General features: G+C 60.7%; 17 protein-coding genes. 11 read left to right on the top strand and 6 right to left on the bottom strand.

Features of this window, described 5'->3' with window-relative positions; all coding sequences use genetic code 11:
- Positions 1-27 precede the first annotated feature (27 nt).
- A complete protein-coding gene (gene accD, locus CYA_RS09910) occupies positions 28-972 on the bottom strand; it encodes an acetyl-CoA carboxylase, carboxyltransferase subunit beta (protein WP_011430918.1) in 945 nt (314 codons plus the stop codon).
- 137 nt (positions 973-1,109) lie between these two features.
- Here accD and CYA_RS09905 point away from each other — a divergent pair, with 137 nt between their 5' ends.
- From CYA_RS09905 to CYA_RS09885, 5 genes are all read left to right on the top strand, one after another.
- A complete protein-coding gene (locus CYA_RS09905) occupies positions 1,110-1,982 on the top strand; it encodes a tRNA (5-methylaminomethyl-2-thiouridine)(34)-methyltransferase MnmD (protein WP_041438476.1) in 873 nt (290 codons plus the stop codon).
- Positions 1,983-2,128: 146 nt separating this feature from the next.
- Positions 2,129-2,737, top strand: a complete 609-nt coding sequence (locus tag CYA_RS09900; protein WP_011430916.1) for a hemerythrin domain-containing protein — start codon at positions 2,129-2,131, stop codon at positions 2,735-2,737.
- 93 nt (positions 2,738-2,830) lie between these two features.
- Positions 2,831-3,019: a DUF4089 domain-containing protein gene (locus CYA_RS09895; protein ID WP_011430915.1), complete on the top strand. Its 189-nt coding sequence runs from the start codon at positions 2,831-2,833 to the stop codon at positions 3,017-3,019.
- Positions 3,016-4,416: an Asp-tRNA(Asn)/Glu-tRNA(Gln) amidotransferase GatCAB subunit A gene (locus tag CYA_RS09890; protein WP_011430914.1), complete on the top strand. Its 1,401-nt coding sequence runs from the start codon at positions 3,016-3,018 to the stop codon at positions 4,414-4,416. The genes CYA_RS09895 and CYA_RS09890 overlap by 4 nt, the downstream gene beginning before the upstream one ends.
- Before the next feature lie 317 nt (positions 4,417-4,733).
- On the top strand, positions 4,734-5,516 hold the full coding sequence (locus tag CYA_RS09885) for a hypothetical protein (protein ID WP_099834815.1): 783 nt from the start codon (positions 4,734-4,736) through the stop codon (positions 5,514-5,516).
- A gap of 8 nt (positions 5,517-5,524) precedes the next feature.
- Here the strand turns inward: CYA_RS09885 and gcvP are convergent, their stop codons facing one another.
- On the bottom strand, positions 5,525-8,455 hold the full coding sequence (gcvP, locus tag CYA_RS09880) for an aminomethyl-transferring glycine dehydrogenase (RefSeq protein ID WP_011430912.1): 2,931 nt from the start codon (positions 8,453-8,455) through the stop codon (positions 5,525-5,527).
- A 214-nt stretch (positions 8,456-8,669) separates the two neighbouring features.
- Between gcvP and psbU the strand changes: the two genes are divergently transcribed.
- The gene (gene psbU / locus CYA_RS09875; protein ID WP_041438474.1) at positions 8,670-9,032 is read left to right on the top strand and encodes a photosystem II complex extrinsic protein PsbU; all 363 of its coding nucleotides are present in this window, start codon (positions 8,670-8,672) and stop codon (positions 9,030-9,032) included.
- A gap of 409 nt (positions 9,033-9,441) precedes the next feature.
- Positions 9,442-10,695: a tyrosine--tRNA ligase gene (tyrS, locus tag CYA_RS09870; protein WP_011430910.1), complete on the top strand. Its 1,254-nt coding sequence runs from the start codon at positions 9,442-9,444 to the stop codon at positions 10,693-10,695.
- Positions 10,696-10,762: 67 nt separating this feature from the next.
- On the opposite strand, the gene CYA_RS09865 is transcribed toward tyrS, so the two are convergent.
- A complete protein-coding gene (locus CYA_RS09865; RefSeq protein ID WP_011430909.1) occupies positions 10,763-11,464 on the bottom strand; it encodes a hypothetical protein in 702 nt (233 codons plus the stop codon).
- Positions 11,465-11,863: 399 nt separating this feature from the next.
- On the opposite strand from CYA_RS09865, the gene CYA_RS09860 reads away from it, so the two are divergent.
- From CYA_RS09860 to CYA_RS09845, 4 genes are all read left to right on the top strand, one after another.
- Positions 11,864-12,940 carry a vWA domain-containing protein gene (locus CYA_RS09860; RefSeq protein WP_041438472.1) on the top strand — a complete coding sequence of 359 codons (1,077 nt, stop codon included), beginning with the start codon at positions 11,864-11,866 and terminating at the stop codon, positions 12,938-12,940.
- Positions 12,941-13,322: 382 nt separating this feature from the next.
- Positions 13,323-13,931, top strand: coding sequence for a hypothetical protein (locus CYA_RS09855; RefSeq protein WP_143597348.1), 609 nt, complete (start codon positions 13,323-13,325; stop codon positions 13,929-13,931).
- A 345-nt stretch (positions 13,932-14,276) separates the two neighbouring features.
- Positions 14,277-14,726 carry a hypothetical protein gene (locus CYA_RS09850; protein ID WP_011430903.1) on the top strand — a complete coding sequence of 150 codons (450 nt, stop codon included), beginning with the start codon at positions 14,277-14,279 and terminating at the stop codon, positions 14,724-14,726.
- Positions 14,727-14,855: 129 nt separating this feature from the next.
- Positions 14,856-15,983 carry a peptidylprolyl isomerase gene (locus CYA_RS09845; protein ID WP_011430902.1) on the top strand — a complete coding sequence of 376 codons (1,128 nt, stop codon included), beginning with the start codon at positions 14,856-14,858 and terminating at the stop codon, positions 15,981-15,983.
- A 42-nt stretch (positions 15,984-16,025) separates the two neighbouring features.
- Here CYA_RS09845 and CYA_RS09840 read toward each other — a convergent pair whose 3' ends face one another.
- From CYA_RS09840 to CYA_RS09830, 3 genes are all read right to left on the bottom strand, one after another.
- The gene (locus CYA_RS09840; RefSeq protein ID WP_011430901.1) at positions 16,026-16,793 is read right to left on the bottom strand and encodes an MlaE family lipid ABC transporter permease subunit; all 768 of its coding nucleotides are present in this window, start codon (positions 16,791-16,793) and stop codon (positions 16,026-16,028) included.
- 6 nt (positions 16,794-16,799) lie between these two features.
- Positions 16,800-17,426 (bottom strand): GerMN domain-containing protein, encoded by a 627-nt coding sequence (locus tag CYA_RS09835; RefSeq protein ID WP_099813000.1) that lies wholly within the window; start codon positions 17,424-17,426, stop codon positions 16,800-16,802.
- 244 nt (positions 17,427-17,670) lie between these two features.
- Positions 17,671-18,531 (bottom strand): LmeA family phospholipid-binding protein, encoded by an 861-nt coding sequence (locus tag CYA_RS09830; protein ID WP_228375271.1) that lies wholly within the window; start codon positions 18,529-18,531, stop codon positions 17,671-17,673.
- Between the last annotated feature and the right edge of the window lie 19 nt (positions 18,532-18,550).

The raw sequence follows: 18,550 nt of genomic DNA, 5'->3' as shown, positions 1-18,550 counted from the left end.
AGAGGGATCCAACCTTGGCTCCCCATCTCAGATCCTGGCCGGATCGAGCGCATAAGTCGGCTCGAGGGCGGGAAGGGACATACGCAGGCGAGGACGGTGCATGGCCAGCAACTGGGCCAGGCGCCTGCGCAGCTCGGTTCGCGGCACAATTGCGTCGATGAGCCCGTGGGCCAGCAGATATTCGGCCGTCTGGAAGCCCTCCGGCAGCTTGCCCTTGCCGATGGTTTGCTCAATAACATTGGGCCCGGCAAACCCCACCTGGGCGCCGGGTTCGGCCAGGATCAAATCCCCCAACATGGCAAAGCTGGCAGTCACCCCCCCATAGGTGGGATGGGTGAGCACAGAGATGAACAATTGCCCGGCCTCGCGGTGCCTTTGCAGAGCGGCTGCCGTTTTGGCCATTTGCATCAAGCTGAGGATCCCTTCCTGCATGCGGGCTCCCCCCGAGGCGGAGAAGATGACTAGGGGCAGGTGATCGCGGGTAGCTCGTTCGGTAAGACGGGTGATCTTCTCGCCCACCACCGAGCCCATGCTGCCGCCCATAAAGCGGAAGTCCATCACGCCCATCGCCACTGGGATCCCTTCCAAGCTGCCCAGCCCGGTCAAGACGGCATCTTTAAGTTGGGTGCGCTCCTGATAAGAGGCCAGTCGCTCGGCGTAGGGCTTTTGGTCGAAAAAGTGCAGCGGATCGGTGGGGGCCAGGTGCTCGTCAAGGGGCTGCCAGGAGCCGGGATCCAAAAGCTGCTGCAGCCGCTGCGGGGCCGTGATGCGATGGTGATAGCCGCAGCTCGGGCAAACCTGCCAGTTCTGCTGCAGATCCTTGGTGTAGGTGAGGGCGTCGCAAGCCGGACACTTCTGCCACAGGCCGTCGGCGATCTCCCGCACTTGCCGCTCTTTGTCGAAGGGGCTGCTGCCGGTCAAGTTAAGGGAAGTCTGCTTGCGCCGCTCGGCAAACCAATCCAGTAAAGACATAGCCGCTGAGGTACCCCCCTAGCTAGGGATGGCCAGAGCTGAATCTGTAAGCCCTGCCGGTGAGCTGCGAAACTCATCTTAACGTTCTCAAGCTATCAAAGAATCGCCAAGCTGGAAATAGAGACTTGCAATAGCCCATGACCGCAGAAACCCAGTGGCAGGTGTTGACCACAGGGGATGGATCCCTGACCTTTTTCTCCCAAGAGTTCGGGCAGGCTTTCCATAACACCAGCGGCGCTGCCCAGGAAGCGCTGGAGAAGTTTGTCCGCCCTTGCCGGCTGGATCGCCTGCCGTTGGAGCGGGATCCGGACGATCCCATTCGCCTCTTGGATATTTGCTTTGGCCTCGGCTACAACTCCGGCCTGGCCTTGGAGACGATTTGGCAGGTGCGGCCCGATTGCCCTGTGGAAGTCATTGGCCTGGAGCGATCCCCAGAGGTGCCCCGCCAGGCCTGGCAGGTGGGGGTGGGATCCACCTGGAGCTTTGGCCAGGAGTGGCAACACTTGATCGAGCAGGGATCCTGGCAATCGCCGCGCTGGCGGGGAACCCTGCTGTGGGGAGATGCCCGGCAAACCCTGCTCCAGGTGCCGCCGGGATGGGCGGATGCGGTGTTTTTGGATCCCTTCTCCCCTTCGGTTTGCCCGGAGCTGTGGACGGTGGACTTCTTGCGGGCAGTGGCCGAGCGAATGCGCCCCAGCGGGATCCTGGCCACCTATTCCTGTGCGGCGGCGGTGCGGGCGGCCTTGCTGGAGGCGGGGCTATTCATTGGCTCGACGCCGCCGGTGGGCCGCCCCTGGCCGGGCACGGTGGCCTCGCCCCAACCGCATCACCTGCCGCCCCTCTCGCCCATGGAGTGGGAGCACCTGCGAACCCGCGCCGCGGTGCCCTACCGGGATCCTACCTTGCAAGGGGATAGAGCCCAGATTCGGCTGCAACGCCAGCGAGAACAGCAAACTTCACCCCTTGAGCCCACTTCCGCCTGGAAACGCCGCTGGCCTGTGCAAGCCTAGCGACCGGAGTGCAGATCTGGGCAGCTTTTGCCGGAATTGCTGTCTGAGTGTATCCAAGACACCTGCACCAGTCCCGTACCCTTACGCAAGCTGCCGTGTCTTGACAAAGTTAAGCTAAAGTGAAGCCCTCTCTCCGGTGAGCTGCTATGTCTCCTTCGGCCTCTGCCGGTACACTGGTTGTCCTTTGTGCTGAACAGCACCGTGTTACCCTGCAGTTCTTGGCTCGCCTCTCTCGAGCTCCGGAGTTAGATCTGGAGCAGCGGCGTCTCTGTGTGCAAAGGTTGCGGCAGCGCCTCTCCCGCCACATTCAACTGGAGCGCCATGTCCTTTACCCGCTGCTCAGGACGGCTCTGGCGGCGGATCCCCACCGCAGCGCCCAAATTGACCGGCTGGAGCAGCAGTTGCGGGATCAGATCCCGGAGCTGACGCGCTTTTTGCACCAGGCGGAGCGCGACCCGCAGCAGTTGGATCCCACTTCTGCTCTTCACTTCTATCGGCAGTTGCGGGCCCAGTTCGAGCAGGAAGAGAAGCTCTTGCATCCCCTCTTTGCCCAGCATGTTTCCCCCGCTGCAGAGCAGCAGCAGTTGCGTCTGTTCCGCAAACGCCTGCAAGCCAGCGCTGCTTCCAATCGCTCTGCACATAGCCGTCGCGTTGCTTTGAATGAGCTGGAACGGCAGGCGATAACCCGCCCTGTCTTGCCCAACGAGCGCTTCTGGTCGCTGCAGGGCAACGCTGTGCAGATGGCCGCTCCCTAGCCAACGACGGTCTTGTTGTTGGAGGCTGCCTGGTGGTGTTCGCAGGCGAGCTTGTGGTATCTTTGCCGCAACCGGCCTGCTGACCCTAGAACCATGCAACCCTGGGATCCGGAAACCTACGTCGACCAGATGGCCCAACTGCTGCAACTGCCCCTGCATCCTGAACACCGAGCAGGGGTGATCGAAAATTTTGCCCGCTTTCTGCCCATTGCTCAACAGGTGCTGGAGTTCCCGTTGCCGCCGATAGTTGAGCCAGATCCCACCTTTGACCCTCAGCCATGACCGGGGATCCCTACCTTCTCGGCAGCGCTGACGCGGTCTCTATTGCCAGGGCTGTCCGCCAGGGATCCGTGAGCGCCCAAGCGGTGGTGGCCGCCTGTCTGGAGCGGATTCGCCGGCGGGATCCCCAGCTCAATGCCTTTACAGCTGTCTTGGAGGAATCGGCCTTACAAGCGGCGGAGCAGGTGGATCGACAGGTGGCTCAAGGGATCCCGGTGGGCCCGCTGGCAGGGGTGCCCTTTGCCGTCAAGAACTTGTTTGACGTGGCCGGCCTCACCACCCTAGCTGGCTCGGCGATCAACCGCGAGAATCCCCCGGCCATCCAAGATGCAACGGTGGTGGCTCGTCTCAAGCAGGCAGGGGCGATCTTGGTGGGCACCCTCAATATGGACGAGTACGCCTATGGCTTCGTCACCGAAAACAGCCACTACGGCCCCACCCACAACCCCCACGATCTCAACCGCAGTGCGGGGGGATCCTCTGGCGGCTCGGCAGCAGCGGTGGCAGGAGGTTTGGTGCCCCTTGCCCTGGGCAGCGACACCAACGGCTCGATTCGGGTACCGGCCTCTTTGTGTGGCGTCTACGGCCTCAAGCCCACCTATGGCCGTCTGTCGCGGGCAGGGGTGGCTCTGTTTGCCCCCAGCTTCGACCACGTGGGCCCCTTGGCCCGTTCGGTGGCCGATATTGCCCTCAGCTTCGATGTTATGCAAGGGCCGGATCCCCAAGATCCCGTCTGTACCCGGCGTCCTGTGGATCCCACCTTTGGGCAGTTGGGGCAGGGGATCGAAGGCTTGCGCATCGCGGTGGCGGATGATTACTTTGCCCGAGGGGCAGAGCTCCCCATCTTGGCCGGAGTAGAAAAAGTGGCCCAAGCCCTGGGGGCCCGCCAGACTGTGCGGATCCCGGAAGCCCAGCGCGCCCGCGCCGCCGCCTACCTGATCACGGCTGCCGAGGGAGCCAACCTGCACCTGCCCAACCTGCGAACTCGCCCCCACGACTTCGATCCGGCCACCCGGGATCGCTTTTTGGCCGGAGCTTTGCTGCCCGCCAGTTGGATCTTGCAGGCGCAGCGCTTTCGCCGCTGGTACCGCCAGCAGGTGCAGACCATTTTTCAGGAGATCGATCTGTTCATTGCCCCCACCACCCCCTGCTCTGCCCCCTTACTTGGCCAAGAGAAGATGGTGATCGATGGGGTAGAAGTTCTCACCCGGCCCAACCTCGGCCTCTACACTCAGCCCCTCTCGTTTATCGGCCTGCCGGTGCTTTCAGTGCCGTTGCGCGAGAGCGGATCCCTGCCCTTTGGCGTACAACTGGTGGCCGCCCCCTATCAAGAAGCCAAACTGCTGCGGGCAGCCGCCTATTTGGAGAAGCTAGGGATCCCGGATGCGCGGCCTGCCTGAGCCAGGAGATGCTCCCTCTAGGCGCGTTTGAACCATATCTAGTGTTTTAATTTTGAATCCTTTGCTCCAGACGCTAAATATAATCTCCTCGATAGGGGTAAAAATGTGCCACTCTTGAGGGCCGCTTTTGCCCCTTTGTTTTTGCCAGAGAGTTTGAATCTTGTCGGGGCAGGACGTGAGCTGTTTGCCCAGAGAGAGGAAAATCTTAAAGTAAAATTAATCCCACGGTTGTTGTAGCGAATAACCTCTTTTCCGGCTTGGGTCGATAGAATGAGCGGCATAAAATGGACATGGCACCCCCACCTGGACTCTGCATTATGGATCACCCTACTTTTCTGGCCCAGCGCTACACGAAACTGTGCGAGGCTTATCTCTCGCTCAACGAAGCCTTCGCCAAATTAGATCACTCCCACAGCCGCCTGCAGAAGAGCTTCAGGAGGCTTCTGGTCACGGCCCGGAAAGCTTTGGATGAACTGCCTATCCTGCGGCAGGACGTCGAACAGTTACAACAGGGCGTCGAACAAAGGGATCGCTTGGTCCGTTCCCTGCGAGAAGAACTTCGGGAGAGAGAAGCTCGGCTGGGCGAGCTGATTGCCAACTATGACCAAGTCTGTCACGAGCTGGAGTCCACCAAAGCAGATCTGTTGAGCGCTCAGGCGTTGATTGAAAAACTGGAAGCAGAGAATGCCCAACTTTTGCAACAGTTGAGTCGCCTCACCAGTTTGGAGGAGGAATTGGCCAGCTTGACAGAACGGCTGAACCAAGCAGAGGCAGCCCGCCAAGCGTTGGAGGCCCGCAACCGTGAGCTGGAAGCAGCCCTGGGAGAGCGAGATCGGCAAGTGGATAGCCTGCAAGCGCGGCTGGCGCAATTGGAGCGAGAGAACGCCTCGCTGAAGGCGCAACTGTCGCAGGTGGCTGACCTGCTTACCGAGGACTCGATCAATCTCCTGCAAGAAACCGAGAATGCCGTCAAGGCCGATGAGGAGGTGCTGCCCCTGGTGCTGGCCTCGCTGCCAGAGACTGAGCGCCTTATGCAAGAGGCCGAGCAACTCCTCTCCTCTTGCTCAGAGCTGGTCCAAGTGAAACCACAAGCGGCTTGATCTGAGGGTTAGCCTTCCAGCCAGGGCTGACAACTGCACACCAGGTGACGATCCCCGTAGGCGTTGTCAATGCGGCTGACGCTGGGCCAGAACTTGCGCTCCTTGACCCACGGGAGGGGATAGGCGGCTAGGGAGCGAGGGTAGGGGCGATCCCAGTGGTCGGCGGCCACTACCTCGGCGGTGTGGGGGGCAAGTTTAAGGGGATTGCGCACGGGATCCATCTCGCCCCGCTCGATGGCAGCAATCTCCTGGCGAATGGCGATCATTGCCTCACAGAAGCGATCCAGCTCTTCTAGGGATTCGCTCTCGGTGGGCTCCACCATCATTGTCCCCGGCACCGGCCAGGAGATGGTGGGGGCGTGGAAGCCGTAGTCCATTAGCCGCTTGGCTACATCCTCCACCTCAATGCCGGCGCTTTTCTTGAGGGGGCGCAGGTCCAGGATGCACTCGTGGGCCACCCATCCCCCCGGCCCTTTGTAGAGCACCGGGTAGTAGGGATCCAGCCGCTTGGCGATGTAATTGGCATTGAGGAGGGCCACTTGGGTAGCTAGGGTAAGGCCGGCGGATCCCATGAGGCGGATGTAGGCCCAGGCAATGGGCAGGATGCTGGCACTGCCCCAGGGGGCGGCGCTGACCGGGCCGTTGCAGCCGGGCAAAAAGGGGTGGCCGGGCAAATGCGGCAGCAGATGACGGGCAACGGCAATGGGCCCCACCCCCGGCCCGCCGCCGCCGTGGGGGATGCAGAAGGTCTTGTGCAGGTTGAGGTGGCAGACATCGGCCCCCAGCTCCGCAGGACGGCAGAGGCCCACCTGGGCGTTGAGGTTGGCCCCATCCATGTACACCTGCCCCCCGGCCTCGTGGATCATCTGGCAAATCTGGCGGATCCCTTCCTCAAACACCCCATGGGTGGAGGGGTAGGTAATCATCAGGGCAGCCAGGCGTTCCCGGTGCTGCTCCACCTTGGCCCGCAGGTCTTCGAGGTCGATGTTGCCGGCCCTGTCGCAGGCCACGCTCACCACCTGCATCCCAGCCATGACAGCGCTGGCGGGGTTGGTGCCATGGGCAGAGGTGGGGATCAGGCACACCTGCCGCTGGCTTTCCCCTCGCGCCTGGTGGTAGCGGCGAATGGCCAGCAAGCCGGCGTATTCCCCCTGGGAGCCGGCGTTGGGCTGCAGGGAGACGCCGGCAAAGCCCGTGATCTCCGCCAGCATCTGCTCCAACTGGGCAAAGAGGGTTTGATAGCCGCGAGCTTGTTCCAGGGGCACAAAAGGATGGAGCTGGGCAAACTCCGGCCAGGTCATTGGCAGCATCTCGGCTGTGGCGTTCAGCTTCATGGTGCAGGAGCCCAAGGGGATCATGGAGTGGACAAGGGAGAGATCCCGGCTCTGCAGGCGGTGGATGTAGCGCAGCAGCTCCGTTTCCGAGTGGTGGCGGTTGAACACCGGATGGGTGAGGTAGGGAGTGGTGCGCAAGAGCTGGGGGGGCAGGCTTTGGTTGGCATCCAAACCCAGGCCCTCGACATCCCAGGCTGGCTCTTCAGAGCCGGCAAAGATCTGCCAGAGATCGCGCAGATCCTGAGCGGTGGTGGCCTCGTCCAAGCTGATCCCCAGGGTCATCTCGTCGATCCGGCGCAGGTTGATGCGCCGCTGGGCGGCCCGCTCTTGGATCTGCCCAACCTGGGCGGGGGACTCTGCCCTTACCCAAAACGTGTCGAAGAAATACTCTGGCCCCACCCTGTAGCCCAGCTGGCGAATCGCGGCCGCTAGGTGATGGGCCTGGCGGTGGATGCGTTCGGCGATTTGCCGCAGGCCTCGGGGGCCGTGATAGACGGCATACATGGAGGCCACCACGGCCAAGAGCACCTGGGCGGTGCAGATGTTGCTGGTGGCCTTGTCGCGGCGGATGTGCTGCTCCCGGGTTTGCAGAGCCAGGCGCAGGGCCGGCCTGCCCTGAGCATCCTGAGAGATCCCCACCAGGCGCCCCGGCAGCAGCCGTTTGTGGGCCTCGCGAGTGGCAAAGTAGGCGGCATGGGGGCCGCCGTAGCCCAGGGGCACCCCAAAGCGCTGGGTGGATCCCACCACGATGTCCGCCCCCCATTCTCCCGGCGGCTGCAGGAGAGTCAGGCTGAGCAAGTCGGCAGCTACGGCCACCACCATCCCCCTTTGGTGGGCCCGCTCCACCAGCTCGCGGTAATCCCGGATCTCTCCATAGGTGTTGGGATACTGCAAGAGCAATCCAAAGCCGTTCTCCAGCTCCAACTGCGAAGGATCGGCCACACGCACCTGGATCCCCAAGGGCTCTGCCCGCGTCTGCACGACGGCAATCGTCTGGGGATGGCAGCCGCGATCCACCCAAAAAACTGGGGATTGCTTGCCCGCTAAGGTGTAGGCCAGGCTCATCGCTTCGGCGGCGGCAGTGGCTTCGTCCAGCAGGGAGGCATTGGCGATCTCCATGCCTGTTAGATCGATCACCATCGTCTGGAAATTGAGCAGGGCCTCTAGCCGCCCCTGGGCGATCTCCGCCTGGTAGGGGGTGTACTGGGTGTACCAGCCGGGGTTCTCCAGAATGTTGCGCTGAATCACCGGCGGCGTCAGGCAGTTGGAATAGCCCATACCCAAAAAGGAGCGCCACACCTGGTTCTGGGCCGCCATCGCCCTCAGCTCCGCCAATACTTGTTGCTCGCTGCAGGGGGATCCCAGGCCCAGGGGTCGGCTGCTGCGGATGGCCGCCGGTACCGCCTTATCCACTAATTCCCGTAGAGAGCTCAGCCCTAAGGCGTGCAACATCTGACGGATTTGCTGGGCGTCCGGCCCGATGTGCCGCCAGAGGAAGAGTTCTCGCTGCTCTAGCAGCTCCAGCTCGGCATCGACGGCAGAGAGGGGTTGAGGCGTCTCCCGTCCAGAGGGGCTGAGGGGATGGAGGATGGTGGAGTCGGACATGGGGCAAAACAAAAGCGATGGAAAGTCGGTCAGCCGCCAAAAGGCTATTCCCCGATCATAGTTGTTAAAAATTGTTTCTGTCGGGATCCAAATTTGAATCTGGGTCTCGATTCGGGGGAGCGGGGATGAGACACTAAATGGTCGGAGAATGTTAGCGACCTATCCCCTGAGCGTTGTCATGACTGCTTTCAACTCTGTCTGGAGAGGTGGTGCTATGCGTCGGCTCCTGTCCGCCTTGGTGTCTATCCTGTTGCTGCTCTGTCTGTGCTTGGTCCCCTTGGGGATCCCGGCGGTGGCGGCGGAGCTGCCGCCGGTGAAACATCTTGACACTCCCATCGACGTGAACAACACCATCCTGCGCAACTACCGCCAGTTGCCCGGCTTCTATCCCACCCTGGCCCGCATCCTAGTAAAAAATGCTCCCTACAACAGCCTGGAGGACATGCTGCAGATCCCAGAATTGACGGAGCAACAGAAGGCCTTGATCAAGGCGAACGCGGAGAACTTCGTGTTTGGGGAGTACCAAGAGGGAGCCAACCAACTGGAAAACCGGATCAACCAGGGATACTACGGCTGATCCTGGCAGGGTCTGCAGGGGAGAAAGCTTTCTGCTTCTCTGCAGCTTTTATGAAGCCTGCGTCGACATACCCCCCATCCCTAAAGGGCGGGGATTCTTGTTCTTGGTTCCACGACAGCACTTACTAACTAGTGGCTAGTGGTTAGTAATTAGTGACGGGCCACTAACTTCTTCACCTAACTTGTCACTACGCCAGATCTCCCCAAGCGTTCCCTAACCCCCCTCTGTCCCCTCGTACACGGGGGGATGAAAGGGGGGCCCAGTAGTTCCCCAATGGCCTTGGGAATTCCCCCGCTAGTTGTGAGACCCAAGGGGAGCTGCCCTCCTCAGTCTCTATCCCCCGTCGCCAGAGTACCCCGAAGGTTTTGATGGGCTTAAAATAGCCCATGGTGCTCATCGAGCCAAGTGGATGGAGCCAACTTCGAGAACATTTCCAACTGCTGTCTCGTCAGCCCAGGGAGATCCCCGCATCGCCGAGATCACGCAGCGGGGAGTGGCCGAGGTCTTCCCAGGGGGAGCGGCAGCCTTGGCGGAGCGCCTGGCCACCACCGATCGCCCCTTGCGGGTGAAGCTGGGCATCGATCCCACGCGGCCAGATCTGCACCTGGGCCATGCAGTGGTCTTGCGCAAGTTGCGCCAATTCCAGGATGCTGGCCATGTGGCCATCCTCCTCATCGGGGATTTTACAGCCCTGGTCGGGGATCCCACCGGCCAATCGGAGGCCCGTCCCCGCCTCACCCCGGCAGAAGTGGAGGAAAACGCCCGCACCTACTTGGAGCAAGCCGGCAAGATTTTGGATTTTGAGACCCCCGGTCGGCTGGAGGTGCGCCGCAACAGCGAGTGGCTAGCCCGCCTCACCCTTAGCGAGCTCATTGAGCTCCAAGCCCAGATGACAGTGGGGCAGATGTTGGCCAAGGAAGACTTTGCCCAGCGCTACCGCTCGGGAACGCCCATCTACTTGCACGAATTTCTCTACCCTCTCCTGCAAGGCTACGACTCGGTGGCGCTGGAGGCGGACGTGGAGTTGGGGGGAACTGACCAGCGCTTTAACCTCCTGGTTGGCCGGGAGCTGCAACTGTGGAAGGGCCAAACCCCTCAATTTTGCCTGACGGTGCCCCTGTTGGAGGGCTTAGATGGCTACCAGAAAATGTCCAAGTCCAAAAACAACTACGTGGGCCTGACCGAGGATCCCCTCACCATGTACTCCAAGCTAGAGAAGGTGCCGGATCAGCTGGTGGAGCGCTACTTTGAGCTGCTCACCTCGGTGCCCCCCTCGGAGCTGCCGGCGGATCCCCGCCAGCGCCAGATCCTCTTGGCCAAGACCCTCGTGGCCCAATTTCACTCTTCTGAAGCCGCAGAAGAGGCGCAGCGCACCGCCCAAGCGCTGGTGTTACAAGGCAATCTCGTTGAAACGGGATCCATCCCCACTTTTGCCATCCAGTGCTTGTCTTACCCGGTAAAACTGAGCTACATCCTGCGCGAATCCGGCCTCTGCAAGAGCGCTGCCGAGGCCCGTCGGCAAATCCAAGGGGGCGCCGTGCGGCTGGACGGGCAAAAGGTGGAGGATCCCGACCTGGAGTTTGCCCAAGCCTCTGAGCTGGACGGGCGGGTTTTGCAGGTGGGCAAGAAGGCCTTCTGCCGCTTGGTGGTCGGCACAAACTAGTCAGCTTTGGTTTTCTCCCCTCACCCCCAACCCCTCTATGAGGGGAGCTCGATGGTTCCACAACTATTCAACAGGTGGGGATGGGCTTAAAGCCGAGCCCGGCTTTCTTCTGCTTGGTCTTGGCTGAGGGGTTAAACAGCGGCGAAGCTAACACGGGCTCTGGCCGGGGCCGGATCGATCTTGCCTCCGCCACAGCTTCGGCGAGCTTTTGCCGCACCAGCTCTTGGGTCTCCAAAATATTGGGATCCGCCGCCCATTCCGGGGCTTCTTTGACCGGATCGTCTTCGGAAGTGAATTCCAAATCGTAAACCTCGTTGCGGTAAGTGGGGCTGAAGCACTCCCAGGCGCGCAGGCTGTAGAAGTAGGGGAATAGCCGCACCATGCGCTCGATATCCAAGTGTTCGGCAAAGCGCCGAAAGGCTTCTTCTTCGGAAACCGGAAAAGGCGCATAATGCTCGGAAACAAACCACTGCAAAAACTTTCGCGCCTCCGGAACGATCTGCTCTGGGGCCATGGATCCCAGCGCTGCCGCGTTGAAGCAGTTGACCAAAAGGTGCTCCAGCAGCACAGCGTTGTACTCGGCAAAGCAGGTTTGCTCGCGGCTTTCTACCGGCTGCCAAGGCATCTTGCCGTTGGCGGCAATGAACAAGTGAACCAGGTCATGCGAGGGATTGGTTTGGATGGAGCCGTGCCCCTCCAGCTTGGCCCCGTCACAGCTAAAGATCTGGTACTGAGGGCTCCAGTAGAACTTCAGTTGCTTGGCCGCCATGTTTGACCGTCCTCCTCACCCAGAGGGATCCCTATTAGAGCTTACACCTGTGGACGGGTTCCCATGCACCTCAGGCGGCGTCTGCCCGCCTTCGGGAGAGGAGATGGGGGCAAAACTGGACTGCCAAGCTTTTTCTAGGCTGGCCGGCAAGCCTCTTGAAGCTCCCCAACCCCACGGGCCATGCTTCTAAAGCCAAAGTTAAACAAGGACGCTTATTTTAAAAAAACTGTCACCTCTGAAAGCCATCGCCTGAGGATCGACAAGTTTTTAGTATCTTTTTTTACTTGCAAGTGTTTCTTTCTACGATACTCTTTCGGCTCTCCCTATGGTAGCGTTACATCGCGATTTTGCCTTTTCTCTCGACCTTTTAACAGACCAGAAAACCGAGAAACTAGCTGGGTGATTGCCCTGATCCTGCTAGGGATCTCTATAGCCGGCTGTGGCTCTTCCAGTAGCACGGGGATCGACCCTGCTTCTTTGGGATCCCCAACTCGCCTGACTTTCAATGGGGCTCTGACGCGCAATTTCAGCGGCACCCAGGGGGAGATGGAGTTCAACATTGCCCTTTTGCAAAGCGGGGATCCGCCTCAGCCGGTCACCCAGCTTTCCCCTGCCCAGGTCAGCCTACAGGTTAACCGGGTAACCGATCTGCAGGGCATCCCGCAGTCAGCCACAGTAACCCTGAGCCCCACTCGCATCGAGAATCCTCGAGCGGAGCTGGCCCGTCAGCCTTTGCTGATGGCCATTCTCATGGACGGCTCCGGCAGCCTGCTGGTTTTGGATCCCCAGTCCCGGCGCTTTTTGGCTGTTTTTGGGCTTTTGGATCAATTTCGCGCCACACCCCTGGATCTGGGGGCGGTGCTCCGCTTCGATAATCGAGGAGCTGGTTTTGGCGCTACCGCTCTCGGCCAGCCCTTGCGCACGGCCCAACTGCTGCAAGACTTCACCAGCGACAAGCAACTGCTGAGGCGGGGGGTACTGCGGGCAAATCCTGGTGGGAACACCGCCCTTTATGATGCCACGGTAGAAGCCGGGCGTTTCTTGAGCGACTTTCGGCCCACCGAGCGTTTCAACCGCCGCTTGGTGGTATTCACCGATGGGATTGACAACGAAAGCACCCGCTCCATCAACCAAGCTAGTCAGGAGCTGACAACTTTGGCCAGAGAGCGAGGACAAAAACTCACCGTGTATGTGGTTGGGTTGGGGGTCGATTTGAATCTTCTGGAGTTACAGCGTCTGGCTGCAGCTACTGAGGGGACTTTTGTGCTGGCACGGTTTTCTGAAGGGCTGGAAGCTCCCTTTGCCAACTTATTCCCTGCTGCTATTGGGGAGCACCGCCTGCAGGTGAGGGTGCAAAGCAATGTTCCGCTATCTGCTGGTTCTTATCTTCTCAGTGGCGAGCTGAGAGTTGAGAGAGAAGGCAGCCGTTTTGTGGCGCCATTCAGCGACGCTGTTCTCACGGTGGGATCCCGCTAGAGTCATTCCGCAGGCTGACAACATCCCTAATCGAGAGCGAGGCGATAAGCAAATGTTTCGACGACTCGGTATACCCAGAAGATTTTGGCAACCGGCTGCGCTTGTCCTGGCGGCAGTGCTTACAGGTTCCCTAACGGTTTTCCTGAAAGGTTGCGGTGGTGGTACCTCCAGCAGCCCCTCGACCGTGGGGTCGCCGCCAAGGGATCCCGGCTCTGGCTCTGGCTCTACCTCTGCCATTTTGGGATTGGTGGTTGATCCCTTTGCTCAGCTTTGCCCTTCAGGCTCAACAGCCGCCCTTTGTTCGGGAGGGCCGCTCTTTTCAAGAGGCAATAAGGTTGAGTTGTTCAACCTAAGCTCAAGAGGGGACATTTTGTTGCCTGCCTTGTCAACCACTGCCTTGGAGGGCAACTTGCGGTTCACCATTCCCTTTTCCGGATCGATTATTCAACCGCCGGGGAAATTGGTATCGGTTCAGTCCAATCTCCTGGGCCAAGGGCGTCAGTCCGGCCAGCCTACACCCCTGCGGGGATTTGTTTTCAGCGCAGCCGTGGATGTTTCCCCTTGGAGCGAAGCCCTTTATCGCATCTTGCTGGGGGAGCGGGATAGAGTACCTTTCTCCAACTTAGCTCCCCCCGAAGTTAGGGATCTGGAGAATATTCTGTTTGTCAGCGTACCTCTTTCCAGAACAGCCCGAGACCTGGAGGAAATCATTACGGACATCATTCGACAAGCGGATCAACTTAGTTTTAATCAGCTTCGCTTTGTGGAGGATCTTATTCGCGTTTGCTATGCCCCAGAAGGCAATCAATCGGATCAGCCCTGCCGCCTCCGCATTCCCGTACCCCTACCGCCGGCACCTACGCCGACTCCATTTGTGCCTGCTCCTGAAACTCCCGCTCTTCCCACCATCATCACCAACAGAGCTGTTGTTCGTTCAGCATCGGGCTCGTTGCTCTTTAGCAACACGGTTTCGGTGAGGGTAGATAACTGATGGCTGCCTCGTTTTAGTCAAGTTTGATGTGAGCTGATTTTGTGTTTCAAGAGAACGCGCTGAGAGAGCCGAGGAGTGTTGAATGCTGACCTCAAAACCGTCTTCATTTCGTCCTGGTCAACTGGAAAGATTGCTTTGCTTTTTTAGTCGCAGCTTGGGCACCGTTTCCACAGCCCTGCTAATGGTTCTCTTGGGGGTAGAGCAAGCTAGCTTCCTCCGACACCCACACCCACTCCGACACCCACACCGACTCCAACACCCACACCCACCCCGACACCGACGCCCACACTCACTCCGACGCCCACACCCAGCCCAGCACCTCCCCCAGGCGAAGGGATCCGACTGGTGAAGCGGATCAGCGCCGTCAACGGCCTTCCTATCCGCGAGTTCTTCGACGAGCCCACGGATCCCAACGACAACCCAGGGATCCCTTGGCCGGGCGGGGCAGCCACCTTCCTGCAAGGCGCCATCAACCAGCCGGTACGTCCCGGAGCGCGGCTGCAGTTTGCGATTTACTTCCTGCTGGATTCGCCCGGCTCGAGGCTGACGGTGTGTGATCCCCTCGCCCCCGGTCTTGGCTATGTGCCGGGCAGCTTGTCTGTGACGCCGGCAGGTGGCTCTCCAGTGGCTCTGAGCGATGCGGTTGATGGGGATGCGGGAGCTTTTATCCCGCCGGGGCAAGCGGTGCCGCCGGCCTGTGGGGGCATCACCAACCCCAACGGCCTGGTGGTGGTCAATGTGGGGCAAGCCGGCAGTGCCGGGGCCATCCGCTTCGAGGCTGTCGTTCCCAGATAGAGGTAGCCATGACCTTGCAGCTTGACTGCTGAAGGCGACTTCACCCCCCTCTTTCGCAGCAACGCTTGCCGCCAGCAACGCTAGAATGCCAGGCTGAGAGCAAAAGCAGTGTCGGCAACGGGTGAAGACATGACACAGCGTGCCCAGCAGGGATCCGCAGTTGGCAGCAATCGGTGGGAGTGGGGAAGAAGATCACTCCGGCTGGTCTTAGCGGCTGTGTTGCTTTGGACGATTTGGCTGGGTGGGATCCCGGCCCTGGCGCTGCCGCAAGGGGATGCCATTACGGATCCGCGAACCCTCTTGCGGCGGGCGCTGCCCATCCAAGACAGTCGGATCTGGGAAATTGACGAGTCCATCACCAAAATCGAGGCCGACCTGAAGTACAACCGCTGGTCGGCGGTGCGGGGGGATGTGCGCCAGGTGGAGCGGCTCCTGGATCGCTATGCGGATCCCCTGCTGGCGGAGTTGCCCCCCGAGCAGGCTGCCGCCGCCTCTGAAGCAATAGCCGCCCTACGCCAGGAGTTGCAGCTCATCAGCCAGGCCACGGAGCGCAAATCCAAGGGCAAGGAGGAAGCCCGCGCCGCCTACGACCGCCTCATAGACGACTTGGGATCCCTGGAGAACAACTGGGTGGGGGCCTTCCCCTACGAGGTACCTGATGAGTACGCCGACAAGCCGCAGCTCCTGGGCCGGGCAGAAGTGGAGCTGAACACCACCGCCGGGCGCATGGTGATCACCCTGGATGGCTATAGTGCTCCAATAACTGCTGGCAACTTCGCTGACCTAGTGCAGCGGGGCTTCTACGATGGCCTGACCTTTGACCGAGTGGAGAAATTCTTCCTAGTGCAAGCTGGAGATCCCCCTGGCCCTGCCGACGGCTATGTGGATCCGGCCACCGGCAGAGTCCGCACCATCCCCATGGAGATCCGGGTCAAGGGTGAGGTAATGCCCCGCTACGGCCAAACCTTCGATCAACTGGGCCTGTGGGATGTGGAGCCGGCCCTGCCCTTTGCTGCCGAAGGGACGGTGGCCATGGCCCGCTATCCCGAGGATCCCAACAGCGCCTCTTCTCAGTTCTTTATCTTTATGGCCGAGCCGGATCTCACTCCCGCCGGCCTCAACCTCATGGATGGCCGCTACGCCGTGTTCGGCTATGTTACCGAGGGCACCGAGGTGCTGCGCAAGATCAAGCTGGGGGATCAGATCCTGAGCGCCCGGCTGATCTCAGGCCAAGAAAATCTCAGGAATGGGGCGTAGGGATTTTGCATCACTATCTCCTACCTTTGCCCTTTTGAGTGGCTAGAAGGCGCGGCTGAGGGCAGTTCCCGGGCCCTGAAACGCCAGCCAAGAGATCAGAAAGTTGGTAACAAACACCCCCAGCAACGCCGTCACCACAGCATCGGTGGTGGAGCGCCCCACCCCCTTGGCGCCCCCGCTGGTGGAAAGGCCCCAGTTGGAGCCGACAATGGCGATCAGAGACCCAAACACCATCGCCTTCAAACAACAGACGATCAAGTCCCAAGGGGCCAGGAGATTCTGAGCCGAGGTGAGAAACACCGTGGAAGGAATGTTGTAAACCGACGCGCAGATGATCATCCCCCCCACCAACCCCGTCAACAGGGAGAGGATGGTGAGCACCGGCAGCATCAGCCCCGCGGCCACTACCCGTGGGATCACCAGATAGTCCACCGGATCGGTGCGCAACAGGTAAAGGGCGTCGATCTGCTCCGTGACTTTCATGGTGCCCAGCTCGGCGGCAAAGGCGGATCCCACCCGTCCAGCCAGGATCACCGCCGTCACCACCGGCGTCAGCTCGCGGGCCAGGGCAATGGCCAAAACCCCGCCGATGAGGGAAGAAGCTCCAAAGTTGATGAACTCGCGCGCCAACTGAATCGTGAAAACGCCGCTGATCACCACCGCTGTGATCAAAACAATCAGCAGCGACTCCAGCCCCACCGCTGCCAGTTGCTCCAGCGTGTTGCGACGGTGAATGCGGCCCCGCAGCAGGTGCAAGGTCACCTGCCCGGCCAGGAGAAAACTGCTGCCCACCCGTTGGAACCAGTTCATGATCTCTCAAGAGGCCGATACGGCTGACGGCTCCGCCTCAGGTTCTGCCGGAAGCTGGAAGCTGGGGACAAACGAGGCCCGCGTCAAGGGTTGGTCGATCATCAGCCCTTCCCCCCCCAATACCTCGAGGGCACGCCCCTCGACGGAGATCCACACCCGCGCGCCGGGGTTCTGGCTGGTGGCCGTGTAGAGCACCTGCGCGATCCGGCTCATCATCGCCGTGGATCCCCCCCCTTGCGTGAATTCAGAAGAGAAATTGAGGAAAATATCGTTGCCTTCCACCCGCACATCCAGCAGCCGTGTCTGGGGAGGGATGGCGGTGGTGAGGTGGGGATCCCGGGGCCCGGCGATCAGCTCTTCCAAAGCCACACGGATGGCCTCTTGGGCGTCGAAGGCGCGCACGGAGCGCTCCTGCTGCACGTAGTAGATCGAGTTGTTAGCCGTGGTCAGCCAGTACAAAGAAAGGGTTTGCCGCGGCCCAATGCTGTACCACCAGGCTCCCCCCATCACCCCCACCCCCAGCAAAAAGCCCAGGATCCCCAGGGGCAGGGCCTGGTCGCGCCGTGGGCGGGAACGTCGCCCCCCCAATTTGCCAGAGCCAAGCTGTGCGGTACGCCCTCCGTAGTGATCCATCGCTGCCATTCCCCTGTCTTGCTTAGCTCTAGGGTAGCGAAGAAAGGCCCACCCTGCCGGGGATCCCCAAACCGGCACAGGCGCAAGCCAGCTTGAACTGGCTTCACGCTGGCCACAGCCATTCGCGACAACCAAGAGGCGGCGCGGCTGCTCTCCCGCCTGGACGAGGCCCGCATCGAGAAGCTCCTGGCAGAAGACGACCCTATCGACGAGAAGATTTAGCCCCAATGGGCGGGGATCCCTGCTAGGGAAGGGCGGCTCGCCGGGATCCCATCAGGGTCTCCAAGCTCTCGACCCGCACAAAGCCGATCACCTGCACCTGATCAGACCCTATCTCCAGGCTGAGCACCCGCACCAGGAGCCCCAGATCTTCTAGCTCTTGCAGATCAAACACCTCGTTAAGGCCGCCCAAAAACGCTGCCGAGATCTCATCGGGAACCCGCACAGAGCCGATGACAAACTCCGGATCCTGAAGCTGCAAGCGGCGCCCCTCCTCCACCTGGATCCCGGCGTTGAACACTACATCAACTGCTCGCGTCAGCGGGACGGAGTCTTTTTGCTCGCTGCCGCCTTCCTGCTCCACCAAGAGGGCAGAAAGTCGAAGGCGGTCAGGAGCCAAAAACTCGACCCGGGGTTTGCGCAGATCGAAGCGGCGGGGTTCGTCCCTAAGCCCGCCAAAGGGCAGATCTGCTCGGATATCCTGAAACTGTCTCAGCACCTCTGGCGAGTTGAGGGCAGCATTCAAGTCTTCTTCCCGCACCACCACCCGCACCGCCGCCTGCAGAGGACGCTCCAGCCGCAGAGGAGCCCCGCGGAAAAAAGAGGGGTCAATGGCCACCGGATCTGTTTCCAGCTCCAGCAGCTCTATGCGCGGAAACGGAGCCCTGTACAGCCCCCGCCCGGCAACCAACAACCGATCCGCCTGGCCGCTCAAAAAACGATAGTTAGGGCGGCTTTGGATGCGCACCTCCAAAACCTCTACCCCATCGAGCTGAGCGAGCAAAAGCTGCCGAGCCGCCTGATCTGCCAGGTAGCCTGCCCCTCCTCCCAAGCCCGCCAGCAACCCCACCAAAGCCGCCAGGATCTCCATATTTGCCGCTGTCACGTCTCCCCCACTCAGGTTA

The organism is Synechococcus sp. JA-3-3Ab, assembly GCF_000013205.1.
Classification (GTDB): Bacteria; Cyanobacteriota; Cyanobacteriia; order Thermostichales; family Thermostichaceae; genus Thermostichus.
Note: the sequence above shows the minus strand (reverse complement) of the source record. Positions and strands in the feature narration are given on the sequence as shown.

What these genes read in the sequence shown, in the direction of transcription:
- tyrS (WP_011430910.1), top strand. Translation starts at nt 9,442, where the DNA reads ATGGAGCCAACTTCGAGAACATTTCCAACTGCTGTCTCGTCAGCCCAG.
- gcvP (WP_011430912.1), bottom strand. Translation starts at nt 8,455, where the DNA reads ATGTCCGACTCCACCATCCTCCATCCCCTCAGCCCCTCTGGACGGGAG.
- CYA_RS09905 (WP_041438476.1), top strand. Translation starts at nt 1,110, where the DNA reads ATGACCGCAGAAACCCAGTGGCAGGTGTTGACCACAGGGGATGGATCC.
- CYA_RS09885 (WP_099834815.1), top strand. Translation starts at nt 4,734, where the DNA reads ATGGATCACCCTACTTTTCTGGCCCAGCGCTACACGAAACTGTGCGAG.
- CYA_RS09835 (WP_099813000.1), bottom strand. Translation starts at nt 17,426, where the DNA reads ATGGATCACTACGGAGGGCGTACCGCACAGCTTGGCTCTGGCAAATTG.
- CYA_RS09840 (WP_011430901.1), bottom strand. Translation starts at nt 16,793, where the DNA reads ATGAACTGGTTCCAACGGGTGGGCAGCAGTTTTCTCCTGGCCGGGCAG.
- CYA_RS09845 (WP_011430902.1), top strand. Translation starts at nt 14,856, where the DNA reads ATGACACAGCGTGCCCAGCAGGGATCCGCAGTTGGCAGCAATCGGTGG.
- accD (WP_011430918.1), bottom strand. Translation starts at nt 972, where the DNA reads ATGTCTTTACTGGATTGGTTTGCCGAGCGGCGCAAGCAGACTTCCCTT.
- psbU (WP_041438474.1), top strand. Translation starts at nt 8,670, where the DNA reads ATGCGTCGGCTCCTGTCCGCCTTGGTGTCTATCCTGTTGCTGCTCTGT.
- CYA_RS09895 (WP_011430915.1), top strand. Translation starts at nt 2,831, where the DNA reads ATGCAACCCTGGGATCCGGAAACCTACGTCGACCAGATGGCCCAACTG.
- CYA_RS09865 (WP_011430909.1), bottom strand. Translation starts at nt 11,464, where the DNA reads ATGGCGGCCAAGCAACTGAAGTTCTACTGGAGCCCTCAGTACCAGATC.
- CYA_RS09900 (WP_011430916.1), top strand. Translation starts at nt 2,129, where the DNA reads ATGTCTCCTTCGGCCTCTGCCGGTACACTGGTTGTCCTTTGTGCTGAA.
- CYA_RS09890 (WP_011430914.1), top strand. Translation starts at nt 3,016, where the DNA reads ATGACCGGGGATCCCTACCTTCTCGGCAGCGCTGACGCGGTCTCTATT.